A 23294-nucleotide genomic window follows, 5' to 3' on the forward strand; every position below is an offset into this window, starting at 1 on the left:
ATGAGGCCCTTTCAGCCAACCTGGTCCAATGGCCCGACCTGATGCAGTTGCCCCAGCCGGCTACGGGTGCGCATCAGGTCGGCAAGAGGCCCGCCCAGGCTGTCGGCCAGTGCCCGCTGGCCGATCACCGTCAGTTGTTTGTCCTGATCGTAAAGCACGTCCACCAGGTTGACGAAGCGTTGCTGCGCCGCCAGTGAACACTCCGACAAGTCATCCAGCTGATCGATGATCCACTCATCGTACTGACCAGCCAGCGCCAGGTAATCGATCACTGCCGTGGCCTGTTCGCACAAAGCCTCGAACGCAAACATCACTTGCCGCTCATTGCTGGCCAAGGCCCGCAAGGGGCGTTTGTTGACCTCTAAAACGACCGGTTGCAGTTCAGGCACGTTCAGCTTTCGGCGCTGGTCGTCATTTCCAGGCCACACATAGCTGCCCTGGGTGAAGCGTTGATGCGCGCGGTTGGCCGGCAGGCTGCGAAAATCGGTGTCGCCGCCGACTTCCAGCACCTGCATGCGGCTATTGATCAGGCGGATCACCGGCAGGAAGCGTTCGTGGTACAGCGGGTTTGGCAGCAGGCCCTCGGGCGCATAGTTGGACGTTACCAGCAGGAAGATGCCGCGCTCGAACAAGGCACTGAACAACCGGGTGAGCAGCATGGCATCGCCAATGTCGTGCACATGGAACTCGTCGAAGCACAGCACTCGGCAATCACCCAGCAGTTCATCCAGCGTCGCGCCCAGGGCGTCGTCCAGCGCCCGGTGGCGGTGCATGCCCTGGTGCAGGCGGGCGAAGAAATCGTGGAAGTGCAGGCGCTGCTTGGCCTCCACTGGCACCGCCTGGAAGAAGCCATCCAGCAGCCAGCTTTTGCCACGGCCCACCGAGCCATGCAGGTAAAGGCTGCGTGGCTGGCCTTGCTCCAACCTTGCCAGTTGCTCGGCCATGCACTGGATGACCTGGCGTTGGCCATCACTGAGCTGGTAGCCGCGGGCGTCGGCCTTGTCCTCGAACCAGGCGAGCAACTCGCTGTCGTTGGACATGCCGGCGCGCAGGCGCTGGCCGAGCTGACGCAAAGGGGAAGGGATCCAGGCGGACAAGACGAAGCCTCCTTGGGCAATGGCAGGGCAGGGTGCAGCTTGCGGGAAGTCGGCTATTTTGACTAATAGAGAAACCTGGAGGCAATCATCGTGACAGGCGATGGTTGTGCAAGGCCTTCAAGCATCGTTCTTGTTGTACGCAGGTCAGGTGATGGACGACATCCATGCTTTATCCCGTTTCGTAGAAATCCAGGAGCCCGTATTCGAGCGAGTGCTGGGCGAGCTGGCGGCCGGGCGCAAGACCAGTCACTGGATGTGGTTCATCTTTCCGCAACTCGATGGCCTCGGGCATAGCGCCATGGCCGAGCGCTACGGGATTTCCGGTATTGCCGAAGCGCGCGCTTACTTGCGTCACCCGCTGCTTGGCCCTCGACTGCTGCAGTGCATCAACGCTTTAATGCCCCACACCGATAAAACCGCCAGGGAAATACTTGGCCGGCCTGACGACCTCAAGCTTCGCTCCTGCCTGACGTTGTTCGCCCAGGTCGACCCGCATGATGCCGTGATCGATCAGGCACTGTTGCAGTTTTATGGTGGTGAGCCGGATGCCGCCACCCTTGATCTGCTCGGGTGCTAGAGGGCGGTCGAGCACCTAGAAACACTAACTCGCTGTTTTACTGCAATTTTTTTTGCATCGGGGGCTTCCCAGGTGCAAAGAATGTTGTTAAAGTGCCGCGCATTCCAAGACAACAACCCAGTTGTCGAAAAGTTGGAATTGTCAGAGTAGCAATCGCTACATCCGATACAGGGGCGTCGCCAAGCGGTAAGGCAGCAGGTTTTGATCCTGCCATGCGTTGGTTCGAATCCAGCCGCCCCTGCCATTTCCTAGCAGATTTTTTCCCATCTCAGTGCAGAGTTAGTCGGCGCTGGGTTTTGTCGTTTCTGCGCATCTTGCCTACCCTGGCATGCCAAGCAACTCCTTCAGCACCCGCGCCAGTTCTTCCGCCTGCACCGGCTTCTGGATCACCAGGCTGCCCGGCAAGTCCAACCCTTGCAGTTCGGCATAGCCGGTCAGGAAAACCACTGGCAGGCGTGGGAAGCGTTCACGCACGGCCTGGGCCAGTTGGGCGCCGTTGAATTCCGGCATGGCAAAGTCCGTCAGCAACAGGTCGATGCCCTCGTCCAGTTGCGCCAGCGCCTGCTCGCCGTTGTGTGCCTGACGTACCTGGTAACCGTACTGGCGCAACACGTCACCCATCATGTCACGCACCAGGTGGTCGTCATCCACCAGCAGCACCGTGCGGTCCCTGCCGCTTTCGCTGACCGACTGCGCCATGCTTGCCACGATGGGCCTGGCCTCGACTTCCTGTTTCACGGCCGGCAGGTACACCGCTACCTGGGTGCCGCGCCCTGGTTCGGTGTCGATGCGCACACCGCCGCCGGACTGTTTGGCAAAGCCGAACACCTGGGCCAGGCCCAGGCCAGAACCTTTGCCGATGTCCTTGGTGGTGAAGAAGGGCTCGAAGACTTTGGCCAATACTTCCTCGCTCATGCCGCACCCGGTGTCGCGGATACTCAGCATCACGTATTCGCCAGGCTCAGGGTCTTCCGGGCGCTGGGGACGTGCCTTGATGCGCGTGTTACGGGTAGAAAGCGTCAGCTGGCCACCATCGGTCATGGCATCCCGGGCATTGATGGCCAGGTTGAGGATGATCATCTCGGTCTGGGTCGGGTCGGTCAGCGCCTGCCAAAGGTTGTTGTCCAGGTCCAGGCGCACCGAAACATTGCCGCCCAGGGTGCGGCGCAGCAGTTCTTCCAGGCCGGTCAGTGTCTGGTTGAGGTTCAGTGGCACCGGCTCCAGGCGTTGGCGGCGAGAGAATGCCAGCAGCTGCGAGGTGAGCTTGGCGCCGCGCTCACCGGCTTCGCGGATGTGCGTCAGGCGCGTGCGGGCTTTGTTCAGGTCGGCTTTGTCCAGGTCGCGCTCAAGGAAGGTGGCGCCGGTGAGGATCACCGTGAGCAGGTTGTTGAAGTCATGGGCGACCCCGGCCGTGAGCTGACCGACCGCCTCCAGCCGCTGCATCTGTTGCAGCGCGGCCTCGATGCGCTCGCGTTCGGTGATCTGTTCGCGCAGGCGGGTGTTGGCTTCGGCCAGGCCCAGCGCGGATTCACGCTCGCTGGTGATGTCACGGGCCACCACATAGAGCAGGGTGTCTTCAGGCACTACCACCCACGACAACCAGCGCTGCTGGCCGCCGGCATGCTGGATGCGGCTGACGAAACGGGCGCTGGTGCGGCCATGGGCCAGGGCGGCCAGTTCATTGAGCAGGGTTTCCTGATCGGTTTCAGGAAGCAGGTGCAGCAGCGAGGTCTGGCTCAGGCGCTCGCGGGAGAACCCCAGGCTGGCCTCCCAGGCCGGGTTCAGTGCGACGGGTGTGAGGTCTTTGTTCAGCACCGCCAGCAGGTCTTGTGACAACTCCCAGGCGCGGTCGCGCTCGCGGGTACGGCGCTCGACCCGCTCCCCGAGCATCTCGTTGAGTTGCTTCAACGCCTGTGTGGCCATGCGCTGGGTGTGGATGTCCTGCAGCACGCCAGAGAAGCGTACGCAGCGGCCTTCGACCAGTTGGCTCTGGCCGCTGCTGAGCAACCAGCGCGGCTCCAGGCCATGGGGTTGCGCGATGCGGAACTCGACCCGGTAATGGCCATCGCTGTCCGGGCTCATGGCCTGGTTCACGGCGTCGCGGACCAGCGCCAGGTCGTCGGGGTAGATGCCGGCGTAGAACACCTCAAGGCTCATCTCGGTGTCGGTGGGCAGGCCGAACAGGGTCTTGCACCTGTCATCCCACAGCAACAGGCCCTCCTGGGGGCGATAATCCCAGGTGCCCATGCCTGCAGCGTCGATGGCGATACGCGCCCGTGCCTCGACATCGGCCAGCGCTTCCTCGGCGCGGCGCCGACGTTGGCGCTCCTGCACCTCGGTCAGAGCCCGGCGTACGGCCTTGGGCAGCAGTGGCAGGTTTTTCTTGAGAACGTAATCGGTGGCGCCCAGGCGGATCATTTCCACCGCGTGCTCTTCGCCATAGATGCCAGACAGGAAAATGAACGGCACGTCCGGCGCCAGGCGCTGGGCGATGGCCAGCACCTCGGTGCCGGATGAGCCGGGCAGCACGCAGTCGCAGAGAATCAGGTCATAGTGACTTTCACGCAGGGCGTGCTCGACCCCGGCGTGGTTGAAGACCAGTTGCGACTGCACTTGCAGCCCGCTGCGCTCCAGGCGCACCAGGGTCAGCTCGGCGTCCATCGAGCTGTCTTCGACCATCAGCAGTTTGAGCGGTGTCGGCAGCATGTTCGCGCAGGCCTCAGTTGCTGCCACGGCGATTCAGCCGCAGTGAGCCGGGTGGTGGCTCGTTGAGTACGGCCCAGAACACGCCAAGGTCGGAAATCGCCGCAACGAACTCCTTGAACTCCACCGGTTTGACCACGTAGGCGTTGACCCCCAGCTCGTAGGCCCGCAACAGGTCCGGCTCTTCCCGCGAAGAAGTCAGCATCACCGTGGGGATGCTGCGCAGTTCAGGGGTTGCGCGAACCTCCTTGAGCACTTCCAGGCCATCGACCTTGGGCAACTTCAGGTCCAGCAACAGGACGGCAGGGTTGCCGTCATCGCGCTCGGCATAGGCGTTGCGGCGCAGCAGATAGTCGAGGGCGTCGGCGCCATCGCGCAGGACGATGACTTCGTTGGCCAACTGGCTACGCTCCAGGGCCAGGAGTGTCAGCTCCAGGTCACGAGGGTTGTCTTCAACCAGCAGGATAGGCTTGAGCATGATGGTTTCAGGTACCTCCGTCAGTCGAGGGTTCGCGGGGGAGAGTGAAATGGAAGGCGGCGCCTTGGTCAATCTGGCCCTCGGCCCAGACCCGGCCTTCATGACGCTCGATGATGCGTCGCACGCTCGCCAGGCCGATGCCGGTGCCTTCGAAGTCTTCCATGCGATGAAGGCGTTGGAACACGCCGAACAGCTTGTTGGCATAGGCCATGTCAAAGCCTACGCCGTTGTCCCGCACGCAGATCTCGATTTCTTTCGGGTGTTCGAGGGCGTGTATGTCGATGCGAGCCGGCTCGCGCCCGCGCGTGTACTTGATGGCGTTAGCGATCAGGTTCTGCAGGGCCAGGTTGATGAAGGCGGGGTCGGCATACACCTTCGGCAGCGTGGCGATGTTCCAGATGATTTCACGGCCCTGGTAATCCGGCGCCAGGTCGCTACGGATGGCGGTGATCAGGGCATTGAGGTCGACATCCGACAGGCGCAAGGCCGAGCGGCCCATCTGCGAGAAATTCAGCAGGTTGTCCACCAGGCTGCCGGCGAAGTGCGCGGCCTCGCCGATGTGCTGCAGGAAGCGCCGGCCACGTTCGCTCAGGCCTTGGCCCTCGATTTCGCCAAGCAGCTCGGTGTACCCGGCGATGTGGCGCAGAGGTGCCCTCAAGTCGTGGGACACGCTGTAGGAAAATGCTTCGAGTTCCTTGTTGGAACGACGCAACTCGTTGGCCAGTTGCGCCAGCTCTTCGGCCTTGCGCAGGACGATGCCCAGCACGGCGGTGCGCAACTCGACGACACCTTCGATGATCAGTGGGTCCCAGGGTTGGCAGTAGCCGCGCACGTCCTCCTGCCAGCGTTCGAAGCTGTGCCGCGGGTCGAGGTTGCCCTGTGGGCCGATGTGTTTTTCCGGGCGTCCGGCCCAGTGCACGGTACGAACCTGCTCGGGACGGAACCACAGCAGGTAGTGCGAGTGTATTTGTGAAATCGCCACGGCCAGCACACCCGCCACGTGGCGAGTCAGTTCGGGAAGCTCGTCGATGTCGCGGCCCAGATTGTCGCTGTGGAACACCGCTTCGCCGTCGCGTCGCGACAGCCAGTGGACCAGAGCATTGACCTGCGCGGCCGGTGGCGTCTGGCCAATGAGTTCGCAGCGTTCGGCGGAGATGACCGCGGCCCCGGTGGCGCCGGCGAAGTCCAGCAGTACCTGCGGCAGGTGGTGCAGGCCATCGCTGACACTGTCATGGTCGGCCATCGATGAAATCATCCGTACGATATGCTGGCGCAGGTCGAGCAGCATGCGGGTACGGGCGTGGGACTCGCGCGATTCGATCTGCAGCGACAACACGCTGGCCAGCAGTTCGCAGGCGGTGCGGGTACGCAGATCCACGGTGCGCGGCTGCGCGTGGTGACACGAAATCAGCCCCCACAGCTGCCCGTCCACCACGATCGACAGTGACATGGAGGCCAGGGTGCCCATGTTGCGCATGTATTGCAGGTGCACCGGCGAGACGCTGCGCAGCGTGGCGAAACTCATGTCCAGGGCCTTGCCGGTGCGAGGGTTGGCGGTTGGCACCAGGTTTGCCGGTCGGTAATTGGCGTCCTCGATCACCCGAATGCGGTTGACCCGGTACAGCTCGCGGGCCTGGCGCGGAATATCCGAGGCCGGAAAGCACAGGCCCAGATAGCGCGGATAGCCGTCATCCGCCACCTCGGCCAGCACCTGGCCATTGCCCTCTTCATCGAAACGGTAGGCCTTGACCCGGCCAAAACCGGTGATGCGCTTGATCTGCTCCACCGACTGTTGCAGCAACTCCTGCAGGCTGCCAGCAGTGTGCAGGCTACCGACGAAACCACGCACCAGCGGATAGTAGTCGCCATGGGCTTCGAGGCCTGTCGGGGTGCGCATGGGCTCGAACTCGGCGATCAGAACCTGATCATGGCGATGGACCAGCAAGCGCAGGGTATCCCCACAGGGTGAGCCTGGTCGCAGGCACACATCGCCGATGTGGAAGGGGAACACTTCCTCCGCAGGGAGCCGCTCGAGCTGCCCGCGCAGGTCGAAGGGGCCACTTACCAGATCGGCGAATGCACTGCCCACCAGCTCCTTGGCCGGCACGCCCAGCCAGCGCTCGAGGTTGTCGCTGGCCTGAAGGATGCGCAGGTCGTGCTCGTCCAGTACCAGCAGAAACCCGTGGGGCTGGATGCTGCCCGGCACCTGGATCGGCTCCTGGGCGCATCGCTCGAGGGCTTGGGCAAGCGCATTGTCTGCAGTCATCTAAGAAACGCTCCTGTCATGTCCGTCCATGCATCGTGCATGCGTCTGATACAGGCTGTTGGTTGATAGGCACCGTAACAGAATGTAGGCCGTTTTACCGGCCTATGGCCATTGGAGGCAACGGATGCGCCGTGGGTTCGGCGTGTGGGCAAATTTTCTTGCCTCCCCTGGCAAATCCCGGTTCGGCAGAATTAATACAAAAGAGTGGCGCCAGGCCATCACGGCGATTGCATTCCGCTGCTACGCTGAAACTCAGCACATAACGACAAGGATAATAGGGTGACGGAACGCTTTCTGGCCGCGCTGTTGGGCCTGTTGTTGAGCGCCAGTGCCGTGGCGACAGACTTCCTTGTGGAAGTGCGGGTTCAGGTAGAGCGCGGGTGCATGCTGGTCAACCAGCAGCGCGACGCCGGTGCGCAGGCCCTGGGGCGGATCGACCTGGGGGCTACCGCACGCCTGGACGGCCCTGGTGCGCCGCTGAGCGGCGTGCTGATCAGCCGGCGGCCACCGCGCCTGGAATGCAACCCGGACACGCCGTACCAGGTGCGTGTCGACGGTGGCCAGCACGGCGGTGTCGGCGAGTTGCGGTTCCTGGCCAGCAAGGACGGCAAAGCCCGTCCCATTCCTTATCGTCTGTACAGCGACGCAGCCTGGCGCGAGCCGGTGGAGGCCGGGGTGCCGCACTCGGCGCGGGTGCCTGACAGCGGCTCGGTGGAGTTGCCCCTCTACGCCCGCATCGACAGCCTGGCCTGGGTGCCGCGGGCGGGGCTGTATGCCGACATGCTCAAAGTCACAGTGACTTGGTAGGAAGCCCGCCATGCACAAGGACGCGATGCCATGAACCGTACCTCGATTCTGTTGCTGAGCCTGGGTCAGCTGCTGTTGCCCAGTGGCATCGCCCATGGCACCACTACCGGGTTCATCCAGGCGCGTCTGGTCATCAGCGCCGCGTGCCAGATCAGCAGCGGCAGCGAGCAGCCCGCCAGTCTGGCCAACCCGGGTGTGATGGACTTCGGGGCACGTGGCCCGAACTGGGATCAGCCGTTGCGTAGCCAGGTTGACAAGGTGGCCGGCGAAGGTGGTCTGCAGATCAGCTGCACGCCCGAGGTCCGGGCCTTCAATGTTCGTATCAATGGTGGCCTCAATGGTAGCGACGGTGTTCGCAGGCTGAGTAATGGCCGCCAGACCATCGCCTATCAACTGGCGCTCGACCCTGGCGGTAACAGCCATTACGGCATCGGCCAGGCGCATGCATTCATCGTCAGCAGCACCCGACAAGTACCCATCCCCATCTACGGCGTAGTGGTGGCGCAATCACGTGCGCTGCCTGCCGGGCTGTATCGCGACACCCTGAGAGTGACCCTGGACTGGTAAGCACGCAAGGAGACTCCGATGCGCACGACTATCGCCCACTGCATTTTCGCTGGCCTCGGCTTGGCCCTGGCGGCCCAGGCCCAGGCCGTTACGGTGACTGGCACCATCAGCTCGACTCTGATTCTGACCGCCGCCTGCCAGGTCAATGGCAGTGGGGCGACCACGGGGTTGAACTTCGGCACGCTCAACTTCGGCACGCAGGATACCCTGTTCACCTCCGCCAATGGGCAGGTGCTCGGTGGTGGAGGCGGGGCCATGAGCATTCTCTGCTCGGCCGGTACCGTGCCGATCGTCAAGGTACGCGCGGGTGCCCATGACGGCCTTTCCAGTGGCGGCACCCGTGCCCTGGCCGACGGCAGCGGCAATTTCGTGCCCTACGACTTCTATACCGACGCCGGGCACACACAGGTGCTGGCCATCGACGGCACCATCAGCCTGCCGACCAGCACCGGTGTGGCCCAGACGGTCAACCTGTATGGTCAGGCGCGCGGCAAGACCGGCTTGCCGGCTGGGACATACACCGACACCGTGGCAGTCGAGCTGTCGTTCTGAGCCATGCGCCGCTGCCTGAGCGGGTGCCTCGCGGGGGTAGGGGTGTTGCTGGCCGCACCGCTGGGGGCGGTGACCAGCAGCACCTTCCAGGTTTCCGCGCAAATCGTCGCCGGCTGTCTGGTCGTGGGCAACGTGAGCAACTACGGCCTGCTCGATTTCGGCACTCAGTCGGCGCTTGCGAGCGGCACCCTCAGCACCTCCCTGGGCGGCACTACGGTGACATTCCAATGCACCCCGGGTGTATCGATGAGCATGAGCCTGGACGGCGGCCAGAACCCCGCCAGTGGTACGCGCAATCTCAAACGCAGTGGCGGTACGCAATTGCTTGCGTATCAGTTGTACAGCGATGCGGCCTACAGCCAGGCGCTGAGTATCGGGGCAAGCGCCACGGTCAGCTACAGCGACCCCGCCGCAATCAAATTACCGGTCTATGGCCGGACGACATTGACCGGCACTTTGCCGGCAGGCACCTACACCGATGTGGTGCAAGTGACGGTGACCTGGTGACACAGCCGGCAACCATGACAAGAAACCAAGGAGAGCAGTATGGCGTCAGGCGTGCAGTGGGCGCGAGGGTTGTTGGGGCTGTTGCTGCTGGCCAGTGTGCCGGCAGGGGCCGCCACGTCGGTATTGATCTGGCCGATTGATCCGGTTCTGGAGGCTGGCCAGAAGGCGGGTGCGTTGTGGCTGGAAAACCGTGGGACCGCTCCGACCAGCTTGCAGGTGCGCGTCTTCGCCTGGCGCCAGGGCGACTATCAAGAGCAGTTCCAGGCCCAGCGCGACATCATCGGCAGCCCGCCGGTTGCCACTATCGCACCGGGGCAGAAGCAACTGGTGCGGCTGACGCGTATCGCTAACTCACCCGTCGGCCAGGAACAGGCCTACCGCATCATCATCGATGAAATCCCTTCGCCGTTGCCAACCGACACATCCAGCCAGGGCACGACCGCGGCCATCCGCCTGCAGATGCGTTATTCGGTACCGCTGTTCGTCTATGGCGAAGGCCTGTGGGGCAAACCCGACCCTGAAGGCAGGCGCAGCGCCGACAGTGTTGGCAAGCCGCAGCTGAGCTGGCGCGCGGTGACAGTGCAGGGCAAGCCTTATGTGGAACTGCGCAACACCGGCCCGGTTCACGCTCGCCTGACCGACGTGGTGGTGCAGCAAGGCAACCAGTCCAGGCCGCTGGCCGAGGGCCTGCTGGGGTATGTACTGCCGGGGGCCAGCATGCGTTGGCCGGCGCCGATGGCGCCGAATGCCGGCAGCGTGCTCAAAGGCCGGGTCAACGGCCAGGAACTGGCCGAAGCCATCCGTCAGGGCCAATGAACCTTCAGCTGATTGCTTGGCAGTGGCTAGGGAGGCCCCGGCAATGGTTGGAATCCGTGTGTGAAATGGCCATCGCTGATGGCGCGCCGCTGGTGCCTGGGGGTGGTTCTGCTCGGCCCCGGCCTGGGCGCTGCCGACGACTTGCCACCACCCCCCACGGAGATGGCCAGCATCGCCGACGCCACGCTGTACCTCGATGTGCTGGTGAACCAGGTGCCCAAGGCTGAACTGGTGCCGGTCCAGCAGCGGGCCGGGCGCCTTTACCTGGAAAGCGACGTGCTGCGTGGCGCGGGCGTCAGCCTGCCGGGCAATCCCCAAGGCGAGCTGGCGCTGGATGCCGTGCCGGGCCTGCATGCCGACTACGATAGCCAGAACCAGCGCCTGTCGCTGCAGGTGCCGCCCACCTGGCTGCCGGACCAGCAGGTCGGCGCTCGCAACCTGTACCCGGCCAGCGACGCCCGCAGCAGCTTCGGTGCGCTGCTCAACTACGACCTCTACCTCAATGACACCGATGATGGCGGCACTTACCTGGCCGCCTGGAACGAACTGCGCCTGTTCGACAACTGGGGCACGTTCGCCACCACCGGGCAGTGGCGCCAGTCGTTCAATCGCATGCCGGGCGACGACAGCCGCCAGGGCTTCTTGCGCTACGACACCACCTGGCGTTTCACCGACGAGCAGCGGTTGCTGACCTACGAGGCCGGCGACCTGGTCACCGGTGGCTTGCCTTGGACCAGCTCGGTGCGCGTTGGCGGCCTGCAGTTATCCCGCGACTTCGGCGCCCGACCAGACCTGGTGACTTATCCGCTGCCCGCGTTCGCGGGCGAAACGGCGGTGCCCACTTCGCTGGACCTGTTCATCAACGGCTACAAGAGCAGCACCACCGAGCTGCAGCCAGGCCCCTACACCCTGACCAACGTGCCCTTCATCAATGGCGCTGGCGAGGCTGTGGTGGTAACCACCGACGCCCTCGGTCGGCAGGTGTCGACCACCTTGCCGTTCTATGTCACCAGCACCCTGTTGCAGAAAGGCCTGTCGGACTTCTCAATCGCCGCCGGTAGCCTGCGCCGTGAGTATGGCGTGAGCGATTTCAGCTACGGCCCAGGCGTCGCGTCGGCCAGCTTGCGTCACGGCCTTACCGACAATTTCACCCTGGAAAGCCACGTCGAAACCGCAGAATCCTTGCTGCTTGGCGGCGTGGGCGCAAACATGCGCCTGGGCAATTTTGGTGTGCTCAACGCTGCTGTGGCGCAGAGCCAATTCGAAAGTGAAAAAGGCCACCAGGTGGCGCTCGGCTACCAGTACAACAGCCAACGCCTGGGCTTCAGTTACCAGCGCCTGCAACGCCATGGCGAGTATGCCGACCTGTCGCGGGTCGACACACCCGACATGCAACTGAGCCAGCGCAGCGAGCAGGTCACCGTGAGCCTGAACCTGAACCAGTATGGCAGCCTTGGTGCAGGCTATTTCGATGTGCGTGCCGGCGACGGTACACGGACACGTCTGCTCAACCTGAGCTGGAGCCGACCGCTGTGGGGCAACAGCAGCCTCTATCTGTCAGCCAACCGCGAAATTGGCGATAGCCAGTGGGCGGTGCAGGCGCAATTGGTGATTCCGTTCGACCTGCACGGGACCTTGGCCTTGAGCGCCGAACGCACCCAGCAAGGCGAAGACCTGCAGCGCGTCAATTACAGCCGCGCGGTGCCGGTGGGCAGTGGCGTGGGCTACAACCTGGGTTATGCAATCGGCAGTGATCGCGACGCCTACCACCAGGCCGATGTGACCTGGCGCCTGCAGTCGGTGCAGCTGCAGGCCGGGGTGTATGGCAACAGCGGCGAGTTGACTCGCTGGGCAGACGCCACCGGTTCATTGGTATGGATGGACGCCGGCCTGTTTGCCGCCAACCGTATCGACGATGCCTTCGTGGTGATCAGCACCGACGGTTACGCCGACATTCCGGTGCGCTACGAGAACCAGGAAGTCGGCCGTACCGACCATAACGGCCATCTGCTGGTGCCATACAGCAGCGGCTACTACCGCGGCAAATACGAGATCGACCCCATGGATTTACCTCCGGACATTCTGGCGGCAGACGTGGAGCAGCGTGTGGCGGTGCGCCGGGGTAGTGGCTATCTGCTGGAGTTCCCGCTCAAGCGTGTATTGGCGGCGAGCATCGAGTTGGTCGATGCCGGCCAGCAGGCGCTCAAACTGGGCAGTCGCGTGACGCATCAGGAAACCGGCAGCCAAGCGGTGGTCGGTTGGGACGGCCTGGTTTACCTGGAGAACCTGTCGCCACACAACCGCCTGCAAGTGGACCTTGAAGGAGGCGGGCAGTGCCAGGTCGAATTCGACTTGCCTGAAGGGGAGGGTTCGATTCCACTGATCGGCCCATTGGTGTGCCGATGAACCTGCGCCTTGGCGGTTTGCTGCTCTGTACGTTGCTGCCGGCCGGATCGGCGTGGGCGGGCTGCACATTGGTATCGACGTCGCCGGTAGCCTTCGGCACGATCAACTCGACCTTGGTGCGCAATGTCGTACAGAGTGCGTCCACCACCAATGCCGGGCTGCAGTGCACCGGCTCGTTGGTATCGCTATTGTCGACCACCGACCACTTCTACCTCACGATCACGTCGTCCAGCGCAGGCCTGGTCGGGCCGACCGGGGATGTCATCCCTTATACGATCTACGGTGACAACACCACGTCCTATGCGATCACCCGTGGCACACAGTTCGATTTCGCCCCCAAGGGCATCCTCGAAGCACTCGGCCTGCTCGGCAGTATCGCCCCCAAAACCGTGCCGCTGTACCTGAAAACCCAGACTGGCAGCAATGTCGCGGCGGGGCTGTATCAGGAAACCCTGAACCTGGCCTGGAGCTGGGATTATTGCATCGGAGTCGCTGTCGGTGGTTTGTGTCTGGCTGGGCGTGACTCGGGTAGCGGCAGCAGGACCCTCAATGTGAGCCTGACGGTAAGCAACGACTGCCAGATCACCACACCCAACATCAGTTTCGGCAGTGCCCCGGTGGTGGGCGGGTTTGGCACGGTGAGCCAGAGTGTGAGCCTGTCGTGCACCAAGGGCAGCAGCTACACGGTAGGGCTCAATGATGGCGAGAACGTGTCGGGCGGGCGGCGCAGGATGAAGTCCAGCGCCAACAATTACCTGGCGTACGACATCTTCAAGAGTGCTGGCGCGGTGCGTTGGGGTTCGTTGACCACTGCCCGACGTTCGAGTAGCGATGCCGACGTGAACCCAGGAAACGGGACCGGAACCGGCAGCCAGGTGTTCAATTACAACGCCAAGGTCTACACCGACCAGACCACACCGCCGGCGGCGAGTTACACCGACAATGTGATTCTGGATGTGCAGTTCTGATCTGGCTTTTGCGGCCCCATCGCCGGCAAGCCAGCTCCCACATGTTACGTCGCAGCCTGAACCTGTGGGAGCCGGCTTGCCGGCGATGAGGCCCTGAGCTTCAGCGCAAATCGTCGACCATCTTCAACAACGTCTGCAACACCGCCCCAGCCAACGCCTTCGACCGTGCCCCCGACCACCCAGTGACAGGGTTCGGCGCATCGTCATGGTCCTTGAACGGCATTTCCAGGGTCAGCGACAGGCAGTCATACGCCATGCCCACTGCATTGCACGCCAAGGTCGTATTGGCCTGCCCCGGTTCGTCACGGGTGTAGCCGTACTTGGTCTGGAAGTCCGGCGTCACGCTGCACAGCGTGCTGCGAAACTGTTCTTCCAGCTTCGCCAGCCGCGGCGTGTACCCCGGGTTGCCTTCACAGGCGGCGGTGAACACATGCGGGATTTCCTCATCGCCATGCACATCGATGAACGCATCCACGCCGTGTTGTTTCATCTGCGCCTGGGCGAAGAACACCTCAGGGCTGAGCTCGACGCTGGCGTCCTGCCAGGCACGGTTGAGGTCCTTGCCCTTGAAGTTGGTGCGCAGGTGGCCGAGGAAGGCCCCATCAGGGTTCATGTTGGGAATCAGGTACAGGTCGGCCTTGGCCAGCAGTTGCTGCATCGTCGCGTCGTTGGCCTGCAGGCGATCGATCACCCCCTCCATGAACCATTCGGCCATATGCTCGCCTGGGTGTTGCTGGGCGATCAGCCACAACTTGCGCTTGCCCGCCGCGCCATCGCCAGCGCGCAGCAGTGGAATGTCTCGGCCCTGCACGCTGCGGCCATGGGCAAGCAGTTCGACACCGGGAATCTGCTGGGCGCGCTCGATCAACTGGTTGTGGCGGGCACGAGGGTAGGGCTCGAAGTAGGCGAACCAGACCTGCTCCTGCTCAGCCTTCAGCTCGAACGAAAGGGCTTTGCCATCGAACTGGCTAGGTACCCGGAACCAGCTTTGCTGGTCGTAGGAGGCCACGGCGTGGTAGCCGCTCCAGGCGTTCTTGTAGGAAGACTCAGAAGCGTTGTCCAGGCTGAAGCGATGGGCCTGACCCGGCGTGAGACCGCTGACCTTGAAGTGGAACCACTGGAAATGGCCGCTGTGCGTGTCCGGGCGGATGGCCAGGTGCACCTGACTCGGGTTGCTGACATCCAGCACCTGGATGTTGCCGGAATCGAAATCGCAGTCGATCTGCAGGGGGGACAGCGTTGCGGTCATTGTCAGGCTCCTGAGGTTTTTGTGGGGGTACTGTACACCGGGTTGGGGGGATGTTGCGGTTTTGGAGGGGGTAAGTGTGTATGCCTCCCTGGTTATTTCTTGTGTGGTACCTCGAAGGCTTCGGAGGGCGGCAATGCAGCCCGAACATTGAAGAGGCGACAAACGCCATACCAGCAGATTGCAAGTGTCAGGTTGTAGGGGAACAGCACAGCCCAGAAAGGCAGCTGCCAGAGTTTCTTGCCCTGCATTTCACCGGGCTCGCCGGTTCGCCAAGGGGCGTAATGACGCCAAGCTTCCGTTGGGGTCAGGCAGATGGCGTGAAGTGGCCTGTACCACCAGTTGGGTTCACCGGGTGGCGGTAACTTGTCTGGGCCGTGGTCCATGAAATGGCGAATGTACTCCCAGACTTCGGCGACATGGGTGATGTCAGAGTCGGTGGGTTCGTTGCTGTCTACCCAGAGGCAGTCTTTTTGATGGAGCGTGCCATCCGCTCGGCGCGGGGCGAATGCGAGGGCGTACTGGGTGCTGAAGGAAGAACCGCCGAATTCGGTGCGTTTGAATAGTCCACCTCCGATGTTCTTCCAGTCGAACACGAAGAGTTTACTGAATCGTTGGTAATAGATTTTTTTGGTGGAGCGGTTTAAGTAGAAGCTGGAAAGTTGTTTGATGAAGGTGATTCGATATATCAGAAATGGGGTAAAAATAAAAGGCGCTAATATTAGCATGGCTATAAATGGATAGTCTTTATCGTAGGGGGATGTTATGGCGTCGAGGACTATGCCGGGGTAGGTTAGAAGGATCAATATTACTGTCATGGCTGTGTATAACTTTCCCATGAACACAGAGTCGGTTACCCAAGGGTTGCGTAAGCAGAGTATCTTGTCGGAAATGCTAAGCTGTTGGTCGCAAATTCTGGGGGTTATGTTGCTTTTGTTGTTTTGATCGAATATCCATATTACTGACATGGCTTACTTCTCAAGTTTGAATTCTGCTGATGACTCGGATTTTTCATGCAAGCCTTGGTTTGGCAGGTAGGCAATGTTTAGTGTTGCCTCCTTGGCTTTGCTTATTTCGTTTTTAATATAAATTACCAATCCAGCAGGTGTGGTTTTGCACAAGGGGACTAATGGGAGCTCTCTCAGGTTTCCATTGCCGTCTAGGCTGGTCAAGGCTCCCGACCACTTGCTCTGCCCAACGATGAATTCACGTAGAAGTATGGTGAACTCTGCGGTGGTGTAAGGTGTGGGCGAATCGTCATTAATGATGGCTATCCAGTTAGACGGTGACCAAGAGTTATCGTCGCTCCAGCCACTGGTTAGGCCGTCAAGACCTAACTGTTTTGCGTCTTTAGCAGTTAGCAAAATTGGGGAGTAATATTCGGCCTGCCATGTTCTGATTTCTTCAGTGAGACTGACGTATCTGGGAAGTTTTTGCTCAAAGTCTAGCGTTAAACCTGTACGGATTTCTCCGTCGTTGAGGCGTGTGCCGAAGATGCTCCGGGCTGCCCATAGCTCAATAGGGCTATGAAGCCGTTCGTTCGCTTTTGCATGAAGATAAAGTCCTCCTGCAATAAGTGCCGCACCTAATAGTACGACTCCAGCGGCAGCCCAGCCCGCGAATGGAATCACCGATGTGGGGCCAGCGATGGCGAGGCCGCCTTCTAAAATCAATGAGGATCCGATGGCGGCGGTGAATCCACCTGAAAGTGTGTACATACTAGCAATCCGGTCACCATGGTTTTGCTGGCGCGCAGCTTTTTCGAGGTCTGAATAAAATCCAAATATAATTGCGGGGTAACCGGATAGCCGCGCAAACAGGTTGCTTCCCAGAAACTTTACAAACCCATTGCCAAACGCCATGCCCGGAGCCGTTTTGCTCAAGCGCAACATCACCGCCTTTTGCGTAGCCCGCACACTCACCAGTGTTGCCGCCGCCGCACCGATCACACCGAAGATGGAGGCCGCAAACCCGGTGGTGTATTCCAGCGTGTCACTTTGCTGCAAACTGTTGTACGCCGCTTTCAGTGCAATCACATTGAACCAGAGCATCCCCGCATTCAAACCCATCCCCGCGCTCGCCGTCAGCAACCCGATGAAGTTTGGCTTGACCCGTGTGGTGGTCGTTAGCTCGACGGTGACTGTTCGGCTACCGGTCAACCGGAGTTGCTTCAGTTCCTCGACCTGGGCCATCCCGGTCTTCAGGTAGCGTTCCACCTCCTTACTGAACGGATTCTCCCGTATCAGCTGGTCGGTGATCCCGTAGCGCGCGGCCAACAACCCCAGGGCCTTTTCGGCATTGGCTTCCTGGGCGGCGGCCAGCACCTGTTGGCGCAGCGTGTGACTGGCATCCCAGCGGGTCTGGCCGCGCATGCGTTTGAGCACCACGGCATTGACGGACTGGGCGGTGAGGTCGGTGATGTCGGCAATCGCCGGAAAGCGGCCAACGAGGCCTTCGATGACGTTGTCGCTGCCGCCCAGCAGGGTGCCGACGGCATCGGCTTTGTCCTTGAACGGGTTGAACGGCGCCAGGGCCATGTACAGCGGGCTGTCGTGCTGATCCAGCCAGCGCTCCAGGCGCCGGAAGCGCTGGTCGTAGTCTTCGGTGCCCGGCACCGGTTGGCTCATGGGGTGGATGAGCAAGGCCAGGGCGATTTCCAGGCCTCGGGCGGAAACTATCTCGTTGCGGTCGTAGCAGGCCAGCGCTGCTGCCAGGCTGTACGGATCATCGATGTGCGGCGCTTCGGCGGTGGCCAGCCACAGGTCGTGATCGCTGATGGCCTGCATCGCCAGGGTGCGCAAGCCGTCGATGCGTTGTTCCAGTTCGTCGCGTTCGGCCAGGAACCGCTGGTACTTCGCGGCATCGATACGCTGGGCCAGGCGTGCGCCACCGGGGGAATAGTCGGGGTGGGTCAGCGCTTGGTAGCGGGCCTGCGCCTTGGCCAGCGAGCTGACCGGCGAGTCTGGCAAAAGGTCTCGTGCAACGATCTCCGGGGTGGGCACATCGGCGGGGTACAGGCTCTCCAGCGTCTTGTTCAGCAGCATGGCCACCAGGTTTCGGTGGTGAAAATCCTGGCTTTGTGCGCTCAGCCGTTCGGCATCCAGGCGGTAGCAGGCGGGTAGGCATTGCTGTGCGGGGCTCTGCGCGGGGCGGGTGTGCTCCAGTTGTTCGGACGGCATCAAGTCGCGCATCTGGTGCTGGTAGGCCGAAGCGGACAGGGCCAGGTCCAGCGCCATGCCTTCGGCATCGGCCAGCACCACCACCGCCGGGATTTTCGGCTGGGTGCTGGGGTAGTGCTTTGCCATGGCGCTGAGGTTGCCAATGGGCAGCAAGTCGTGGCGCGGGTGGCTGCTCCAGGTCAGCGACATGCGCCGGTCTTCCTGCTTGAAGTCCTCAACCCAAGTGGTCAGGGCGCTGACCGGCAATACGTGGGGCTGGGTGGACGGGGCCTGGTTGTTGGCAATCAGTTCGGCCATGTCCAGCTGGCGCATATGCCGTTTGCGCACTGCGGCCGAAGTGGTGATGCGGGCGGTCATGGCGTTGGTCCACAGGTGCGGGCTGTAGCCAATCCAGACTTCACTGGCGGTGTCAGTGCAGGTGTCGGCCCAGACCCAGCCCATGGTCCGGCGGGACAGGTAGGCATCGCGGCGGTGGTAGCACTCCAGGCCGCGGTAGCGCAGTTCCTTGTAACGGCCTTCGCCGTCGTATTCATGGATGACCAGCTTTTCGCCTTCGGTGCCCCTCATGAACACATAGACATACCCTGGGCGCAGGGCGCGCAAGGTGTAGGCCGAGTGCTGCAGCGGGGGGAAGCCTTGTTCCAGATTGAAGCCGGAGTCGGTGTAGCAGCAGGGTGGGGCATCGGCCCCGCGCGGGACGATGGCATAGCGCACCGGCAGGATGGGAACGCGTGCGCTGCAGGCAGGGTGGGAGACGGCGCGGCTCACGGTGGAGTCAGTCATGGGGTGGTTTCCTTACTCTGTATTGGCGCGTTTCGATGTCCTTATTTGTTGTGCGGCGACAATCTTCCAGCACCCTCGAATTGAAAGTGAAGAAATAAGAATGCTTGTTGAATGAGTGTGCCGCAGCAAGTCCAAGTGCTGACAATAACGTGCAATAGGTAGTCAATACATATTTGGGCTTCCTAAAAGAGTGTAGGAAGTTTCGCTTTGTTAATTTCGCGCGCCTGTTTTGAAATAATTTGATTCAACTACAGGTGTGAAGACAGCGTCGCGCACTTAAGTGTGCAAAGAGGGGGCGTAATTATGAATGGCAACGGAAGTCGCTGACCGCTGGCGGCAATGCTACCGCTTATTGGCGCGCTGTTGGCGGGTGATGCTCAGATCAGAGCAGCGACGCTAGGCAACGAGTGGCATAAAGGCAGCGGCATGGGAATGTTTGGAAGTCATCGTCCGGTGAGCGCGATTCGTCGCGCTAACAACAGCGAGCTTATGCTTTCGGCTCCAAGCAATCACCAGTGATGCGGCGCATCGGCTGGCCTCATCGCCGGCAAGCCGGCTCCTACAGGGGGGCGTGCCGGTGGACGCGGGTTCCCCCGCAAACCATCCGCACAACCTTACCCCTTTTCGTAAAAAACCTAACCAGCCGCATCAACCTCCAAAAACGCCGCTTCCAGCAACTGCCGCGTATACGCATGCTGCGGCGCGTGGAAAATCGCCTGCGCATCTCCTTGTTCCACCACATGCCCATGCTTGATCACCATCAACTGGTGACTCAATGCCTTGACCACCGCCAGGTCATGGCTGATGAACAGGTAGGTCAGGTTGTACTTGCTCTGCAGGTTGCGCAGCAACTCTACCACTTGCCGTTGCACGGTCCGGTCCAGCGCCGAGGTCGGCTCATCCAGCAGGATCAATGCAGGCTTCAACACCAGCGCCCGGGCAATCGCAATCCGCTGACGCTGCCCGCCGGAAAACTCATGGGGGTAACGGTGGCGTGTCCGTGGATCAAGCCCCACTTCCTCCAGGGCCGCGACGATTGCGGTTTCCTGCTCCGCCGGGGTGCCGATCCGGTGAATGCGCAGGCCTTCACCGACGATATCCGCCACGCACATGCGTGGGCTGAGGCTGCCGAACGGGTCCTGGAACACCACCTGCATTTCCCGCCGTAACGGGCGCACTTCCTTCTGGTTCAGCCCTTCCAGATTCTGCCCATGAAAACGGATCCCGCCCTGGCTGGAAATCAGCCGCAAGATGGCCAGCCCCAGCGTCGACTTGCCCGACCCGGACTCGCCCACGATCCCCAGCGTCTGCCCCTGGGGCAGGCTGAAGTTGACCCCATCCACTGCCTTTACATGGTCGACCGTGCGCCGCAACAAACCCTTCTTGATCGGGAACCAGACCTTGAGGTCCTTCACCTCGAGCAACGGCGCCCCCACCGGGTTGTGCGCGGGCAACCCGCTGGGCTCGGCGTTGATCAGCATCTGCGTGTAAGGGTGCTGCGGCGCGCTGAACAGTGTGCCGCAGTCGGCTTGCTCGACGATCTGCCCGCGCTGCATCACGCACACACGGTGGGCGATGCGCCGCACCAGGTTGAGGTCGTGGCTGATCAGCAGCAGGGCCATGCCCAAGCGCGCCTGTAGCTTCTTCAGCAGGTCGAGAATCTTCAACTGCACGGTCACATCCAGCGCCGTGGTCGGCTCGTCGGCGATCAGCAGTTCAGGCTCGTTGGCCAGGGCCATGGCAATCATCACCCGCTGGCGCTGGCCGCCGGACAGTTCATGGGGCAACGCCTTCAAACGCTTCTTCGGCTCGGGAATGCCGACCATTTCCAGCAGTTCGAGGGTGCGGGCGGTGGCCTGCTTGCCGGTCAGGCCCTTGTGCAGCAGCAGAATCTCGTTGATCTGCTTCTCGATGCAGTGCAGTGGGTTCAAGGAGGTCATCGGCTCCTGGAAGATCATCGCGATGCGGTTGCCACGGATGTGCCGCATGGCCTTTTCGCTTTGATGCAACAGGTCCTTGCCTTCGTAGCCGATGCTGCCGCTGGGGTGGCGGGCCAGAGGGTAGGGCAGCAGGCGCAGGATCGAGTGGGCGGTCACGGACTTGCCCGAGCCGCTCTCGCCGACCAGGGCCAGGGTCTCGCCCTTGCGGATGTCGAAACTGATGCCGTCGACCACGCGGTTGACCTGCTCGCCGGTGACGAACTCCACCGCAAGATCACGGACTTCGATCAGGTTGTGTTCGCTCATGTCATTTCCTCGGGTCGAAGGCATCGCGGGCGGACTCGCCGATGAACACCAGCAGGCTCAGCATCACCGCCAGCACGGCGAAGGCGCTGATGCCCAGCCAGGGCGCCTGCAGGTTGGATTTGCCCTGGGCCACCAGCTCACCCAGCGAAGGTGCGCCGGGGGGCAGGCCGAAGCCGAGGAAGTCCAGGGCGGTCAGGGTGCCGATGGCGCCGGTGAGGATGAAGGGCATGAAGGTCATGGTCGAAATCATCGCGTTGGGCAGGATGTGGCGATACATGATGGCGCCATTGCGCATGCCCAGGGCGCGTGCGGCGCGCACGTACTCAAGGTTACGCCCACGCAGGAACTCGGCGCGCACCACGTCCACCAGGCTCATCCATGAGAACAGCAGCATGATGCCCAGCAGCCACCAGAAGTTGGGCTGGACGAAGCTTGCGAGAATGATCAGCAGGTACAGCACCGGCAGGCCCGACCAGACTTCCAGGAACCGCTGGCCAGCCAGGTCGACCCAGCCGCCGTAATAGCCCTGCAAGGCGCCGGCAATGACGCCGACGATGGAGCTAAGCACGGTCAGGGTCAGGGCGAACAGCACCGAAATGCGGAAGCCGTAGATCACCCGGGCCAGCACGTCACGCCCTTGGTCGTCGGTGCCCAGCCAGTTGTCGGCCGAGGGCGGCGCGGGGGCGGGGACCTTCAGGTCGTAGTTGATGCTCTGGTAGCTGAACGGAATCGGTGCCCACAGCACGAAGCTGTCTTTCTTGGCCAGTAGCTCGCGTATGTAGGGGCTCTTGTAGTTGGCCTCCAACGGGAACTCGCCGCCGAAGGTGGTTTCTGGGTAGCGCTTGAAAGCCGGGAAATACCACTGGCTGTCGTAGCGCACGGCAATCGGTTTGTCGTTGGCGACCAGTTCGGCGCCCAGGCTCAGGCCGAACAGGATGATGAACAGCCACAACGACCACCAGCCCCGGCGGTTGGCCTTGAAGCGCTCGAAGCGCCGACGGTTGAGAGGGGACAGGGCCATGTCAGTGCTCCCGGCTGGCGAAGTCGATGCGTGGATCGACCAGGGTGTAGGTCAGGTCGCCGATCAGCTTCACCACCAGCCCCAGCAGGGTGAAGATGAACAGGGTGCCGAAGACCACCGGGTAGTCGCGGTTGATTGCCGCTTCGAAACTCATCAGGCCCAGGCCGTCGAGCGAGAAAATCACCTCGATCAGCAGCGAGCCTGTGAAGAAGATGCCGATGAACGCCGACGGAAAACCGGCGATCACCAGCAGCATGGCGTTGCGGAACACATGGCCGTACAGCACCCGTGGCCGGCTCAGGCCTTTGGCCTTGGCAGTGATCACGTACTGCTTGTTGATCTCGTCCAGAAAGCTGTTCTTGGTCAGCAGGGTCATGGTGGCGAAGTTGCCGATCACCAGCGCGGTAATCGGCAGCACCAGGTGCCAGAAGTAGTCCAGCACCTTGCCGGTGGTGGACAGCTCGTCGAAGTTGTTCGAGGTCAGCCCCCTGAGCGGGAACCAGTCGAAGTAGCTGCCGCCGGCGAACAGCACGATCAGCAAAATGGCGAACAGGAACGCGGGAATGGCATAGCCGACGATGATCGCCGAGCTGGTCCAGACATCGAAGTGGCTGCCGTGACGCACGGCCTTGGCGATCCCCAGAGGGATCGACACCAGGTACATGATCAGGGTGCTCCACAGCCCCAGCGAGATCGATACCGGCATTTTCTCGGCAATCAGGTCGATGACCTTGGCGTCGCGGAAGAAGCTGTCGCCGAAGTCCAGCTGGGCGTAGTTCTTGACCATGATCCACAGCCGTTCCGGTGCCGATTTGTCGAAGCCGTACATGCGCTCGATTTCGGCGATCAATGCTGGGTCAAGGCCCTGGGCTCCGCGGTAGTTGGAGCCGGCCACCGAGACTTCCGCGCCGCCACCGGCGATGCGGCTGGTGGCGCCTTCGAAGCCTTCGAGCTTGGCGATCATCTGTTCCACCGGGCCACCGGGGGCGGCCTGGACGATGATGAAGTTGATGATCAGGATGCCGAACAGCGTCGGAATGATCAGCAGCAGGCGGCGCAGGATATAGGCCAGCAT

The 23294-nt window shown here is 62.0% G+C and carries 18 protein-coding genes and 1 tRNA gene; 9 read left to right on the forward strand and 10 right to left on the reverse strand.

The window, feature by feature from the left end:
- Positions 1–11: 11 nt before the first annotated feature.
- Entirely contained in the window at positions 12–1097 is a 1086-nt protein-coding gene (gene zapE / locus PspTeo4_RS02740; RefSeq protein ID WP_322362183.1) for a cell division protein ZapE, read from the reverse strand.
- A gap of 151 nt (positions 1098–1248) precedes the next feature.
- On the opposite strand from zapE, the gene PspTeo4_RS02745 reads away from it, so the two are divergent.
- Together PspTeo4_RS02745 and PspTeo4_RS02750 are read left to right on the forward strand one after the other, a co-directional pair.
- On the forward strand, positions 1249–1674 hold the full coding sequence (locus PspTeo4_RS02745) for a DUF1810 domain-containing protein (RefSeq protein WP_322364788.1): 426 nt from the start codon (positions 1249–1251) through the stop codon (positions 1672–1674).
- A 169-nt stretch (positions 1675–1843) separates the two neighbouring features.
- Positions 1844–1918 (forward strand) — tRNA-Gln (locus tag PspTeo4_RS02750).
- A 74-nt stretch (positions 1919–1992) separates the two neighbouring features.
- Here the strand turns inward: PspTeo4_RS02750 and PspTeo4_RS02755 are convergent.
- The 3 genes from PspTeo4_RS02755 to PspTeo4_RS02765 are packed head-to-tail and all read right to left on the reverse strand — an operon-like array spanning position 1993 to position 7121.
- Complete coding sequence (locus tag PspTeo4_RS02755) at positions 1993–4380, reverse strand: response regulator (RefSeq protein ID WP_322362184.1); 2388 nt, start codon at positions 4378–4380, stop codon at positions 1993–1995.
- 13 nt (positions 4381–4393) lie between these two features.
- Positions 4394–4855 (reverse strand): response regulator, encoded by a 462-nt coding sequence (locus PspTeo4_RS02760; protein ID WP_322362185.1) that lies wholly within the window; start codon positions 4853–4855, stop codon positions 4394–4396.
- A 7-nt stretch (positions 4856–4862) separates the two neighbouring features.
- Positions 4863–7121, reverse strand: coding sequence for an ATP-binding protein (locus PspTeo4_RS02765; RefSeq protein WP_322362186.1), 2259 nt, complete (start codon positions 7119–7121; stop codon positions 4863–4865).
- A gap of 279 nt (positions 7122–7400) precedes the next feature.
- On the opposite strand from PspTeo4_RS02765, the gene PspTeo4_RS02770 reads away from it, so the two are divergent.
- From PspTeo4_RS02770 to PspTeo4_RS02800, 7 genes are all read left to right on the forward strand, one after another.
- A complete protein-coding gene (locus tag PspTeo4_RS02770) occupies positions 7401–7928 on the forward strand; it encodes a spore coat U domain-containing protein (protein WP_322362187.1) in 528 nt (175 codons plus the stop codon).
- A gap of 30 nt (positions 7929–7958) precedes the next feature.
- Complete coding sequence (locus PspTeo4_RS02775; protein WP_322362188.1) at positions 7959–8495, forward strand: spore coat U domain-containing protein; 537 nt, start codon at positions 7959–7961, stop codon at positions 8493–8495.
- An 18-nt stretch (positions 8496–8513) separates the two neighbouring features.
- Positions 8514–9047, forward strand: a complete 534-nt coding sequence (locus PspTeo4_RS02780; protein ID WP_322362189.1) for a spore coat U domain-containing protein — start codon at positions 8514–8516, stop codon at positions 9045–9047.
- Positions 9048–9050: 3 nt separating this feature from the next.
- A complete protein-coding gene (locus tag PspTeo4_RS02785; RefSeq protein ID WP_322362190.1) occupies positions 9051–9554 on the forward strand; it encodes a spore coat U domain-containing protein in 504 nt (167 codons plus the stop codon).
- 39 nt (positions 9555–9593) lie between these two features.
- Positions 9594–10370 (forward strand): molecular chaperone, encoded by a 777-nt coding sequence (locus tag PspTeo4_RS02790; RefSeq protein WP_322362191.1) that lies wholly within the window; start codon positions 9594–9596, stop codon positions 10368–10370.
- A gap of 78 nt (positions 10371–10448) precedes the next feature.
- A complete protein-coding gene (locus PspTeo4_RS02795) occupies positions 10449–12776 on the forward strand; it encodes a fimbria/pilus outer membrane usher protein (protein ID WP_322364789.1) in 2328 nt (775 codons plus the stop codon).
- Positions 12773–13744, forward strand: a complete 972-nt coding sequence (locus PspTeo4_RS02800; protein WP_322362192.1) for a spore coat U domain-containing protein — start codon at positions 12773–12775, stop codon at positions 13742–13744. Before PspTeo4_RS02795 ends, PspTeo4_RS02800 begins: the two co-directional genes overlap by 4 nt.
- Positions 13745–13844: 100 nt before the next feature.
- On the opposite strand, the gene PspTeo4_RS02805 is transcribed toward PspTeo4_RS02800, so the two are convergent.
- The 6 genes from PspTeo4_RS02805 to PspTeo4_RS02830 all read right to left on the reverse strand — a co-directional run bounded on the left by PspTeo4_RS02805 (position 13845) and on the right by PspTeo4_RS02830 (position 23294).
- The gene (locus tag PspTeo4_RS02805) at positions 13845–14993 is read right to left on the reverse strand and encodes a M14-type cytosolic carboxypeptidase (protein WP_322362193.1); all 1149 of its coding nucleotides are present in this window, start codon (positions 14991–14993) and stop codon (positions 13845–13847) included.
- Positions 14994–15085: 92 nt separating this feature from the next.
- Positions 15086–15958, reverse strand: coding sequence for a DUF6708 domain-containing protein (locus tag PspTeo4_RS02810; protein ID WP_322362194.1), 873 nt, complete (start codon positions 15956–15958; stop codon positions 15086–15088).
- Between the two features lie 3 nt (positions 15959–15961).
- Positions 15962–18952 (reverse strand): T6SS effector BTH_I2691 family protein, encoded by a 2991-nt coding sequence (locus PspTeo4_RS02815; protein WP_322362195.1) that lies wholly within the window; start codon positions 18950–18952, stop codon positions 15962–15964.
- 635 nt (positions 18953–19587) lie between these two features.
- On the reverse strand, positions 19588–21198 hold the full coding sequence (locus PspTeo4_RS02820; protein WP_322362196.1) for an ABC transporter ATP-binding protein: 1611 nt from the start codon (positions 21196–21198) through the stop codon (positions 19588–19590).
- Position 21199: 1 nt separating this feature from the next.
- Positions 21200–22219 (reverse strand): ABC transporter permease, encoded by a 1020-nt coding sequence (locus PspTeo4_RS02825; protein WP_322362197.1) that lies wholly within the window; start codon positions 22217–22219, stop codon positions 21200–21202.
- A gap of 1 nt (position 22220) precedes the next feature.
- Complete coding sequence (locus tag PspTeo4_RS02830) at positions 22221–23294, reverse strand: microcin C ABC transporter permease YejB (protein ID WP_322362198.1); 1074 nt, start codon at positions 23292–23294, stop codon at positions 22221–22223.

Origin of the sequence: Pseudomonas sp. Teo4 (assembly GCF_034387475.1) — a bacterium.
In the GTDB taxonomy this organism is placed as follows: Bacteria; Pseudomonadota; Gammaproteobacteria; order Pseudomonadales; family Pseudomonadaceae; genus Aquipseudomonas.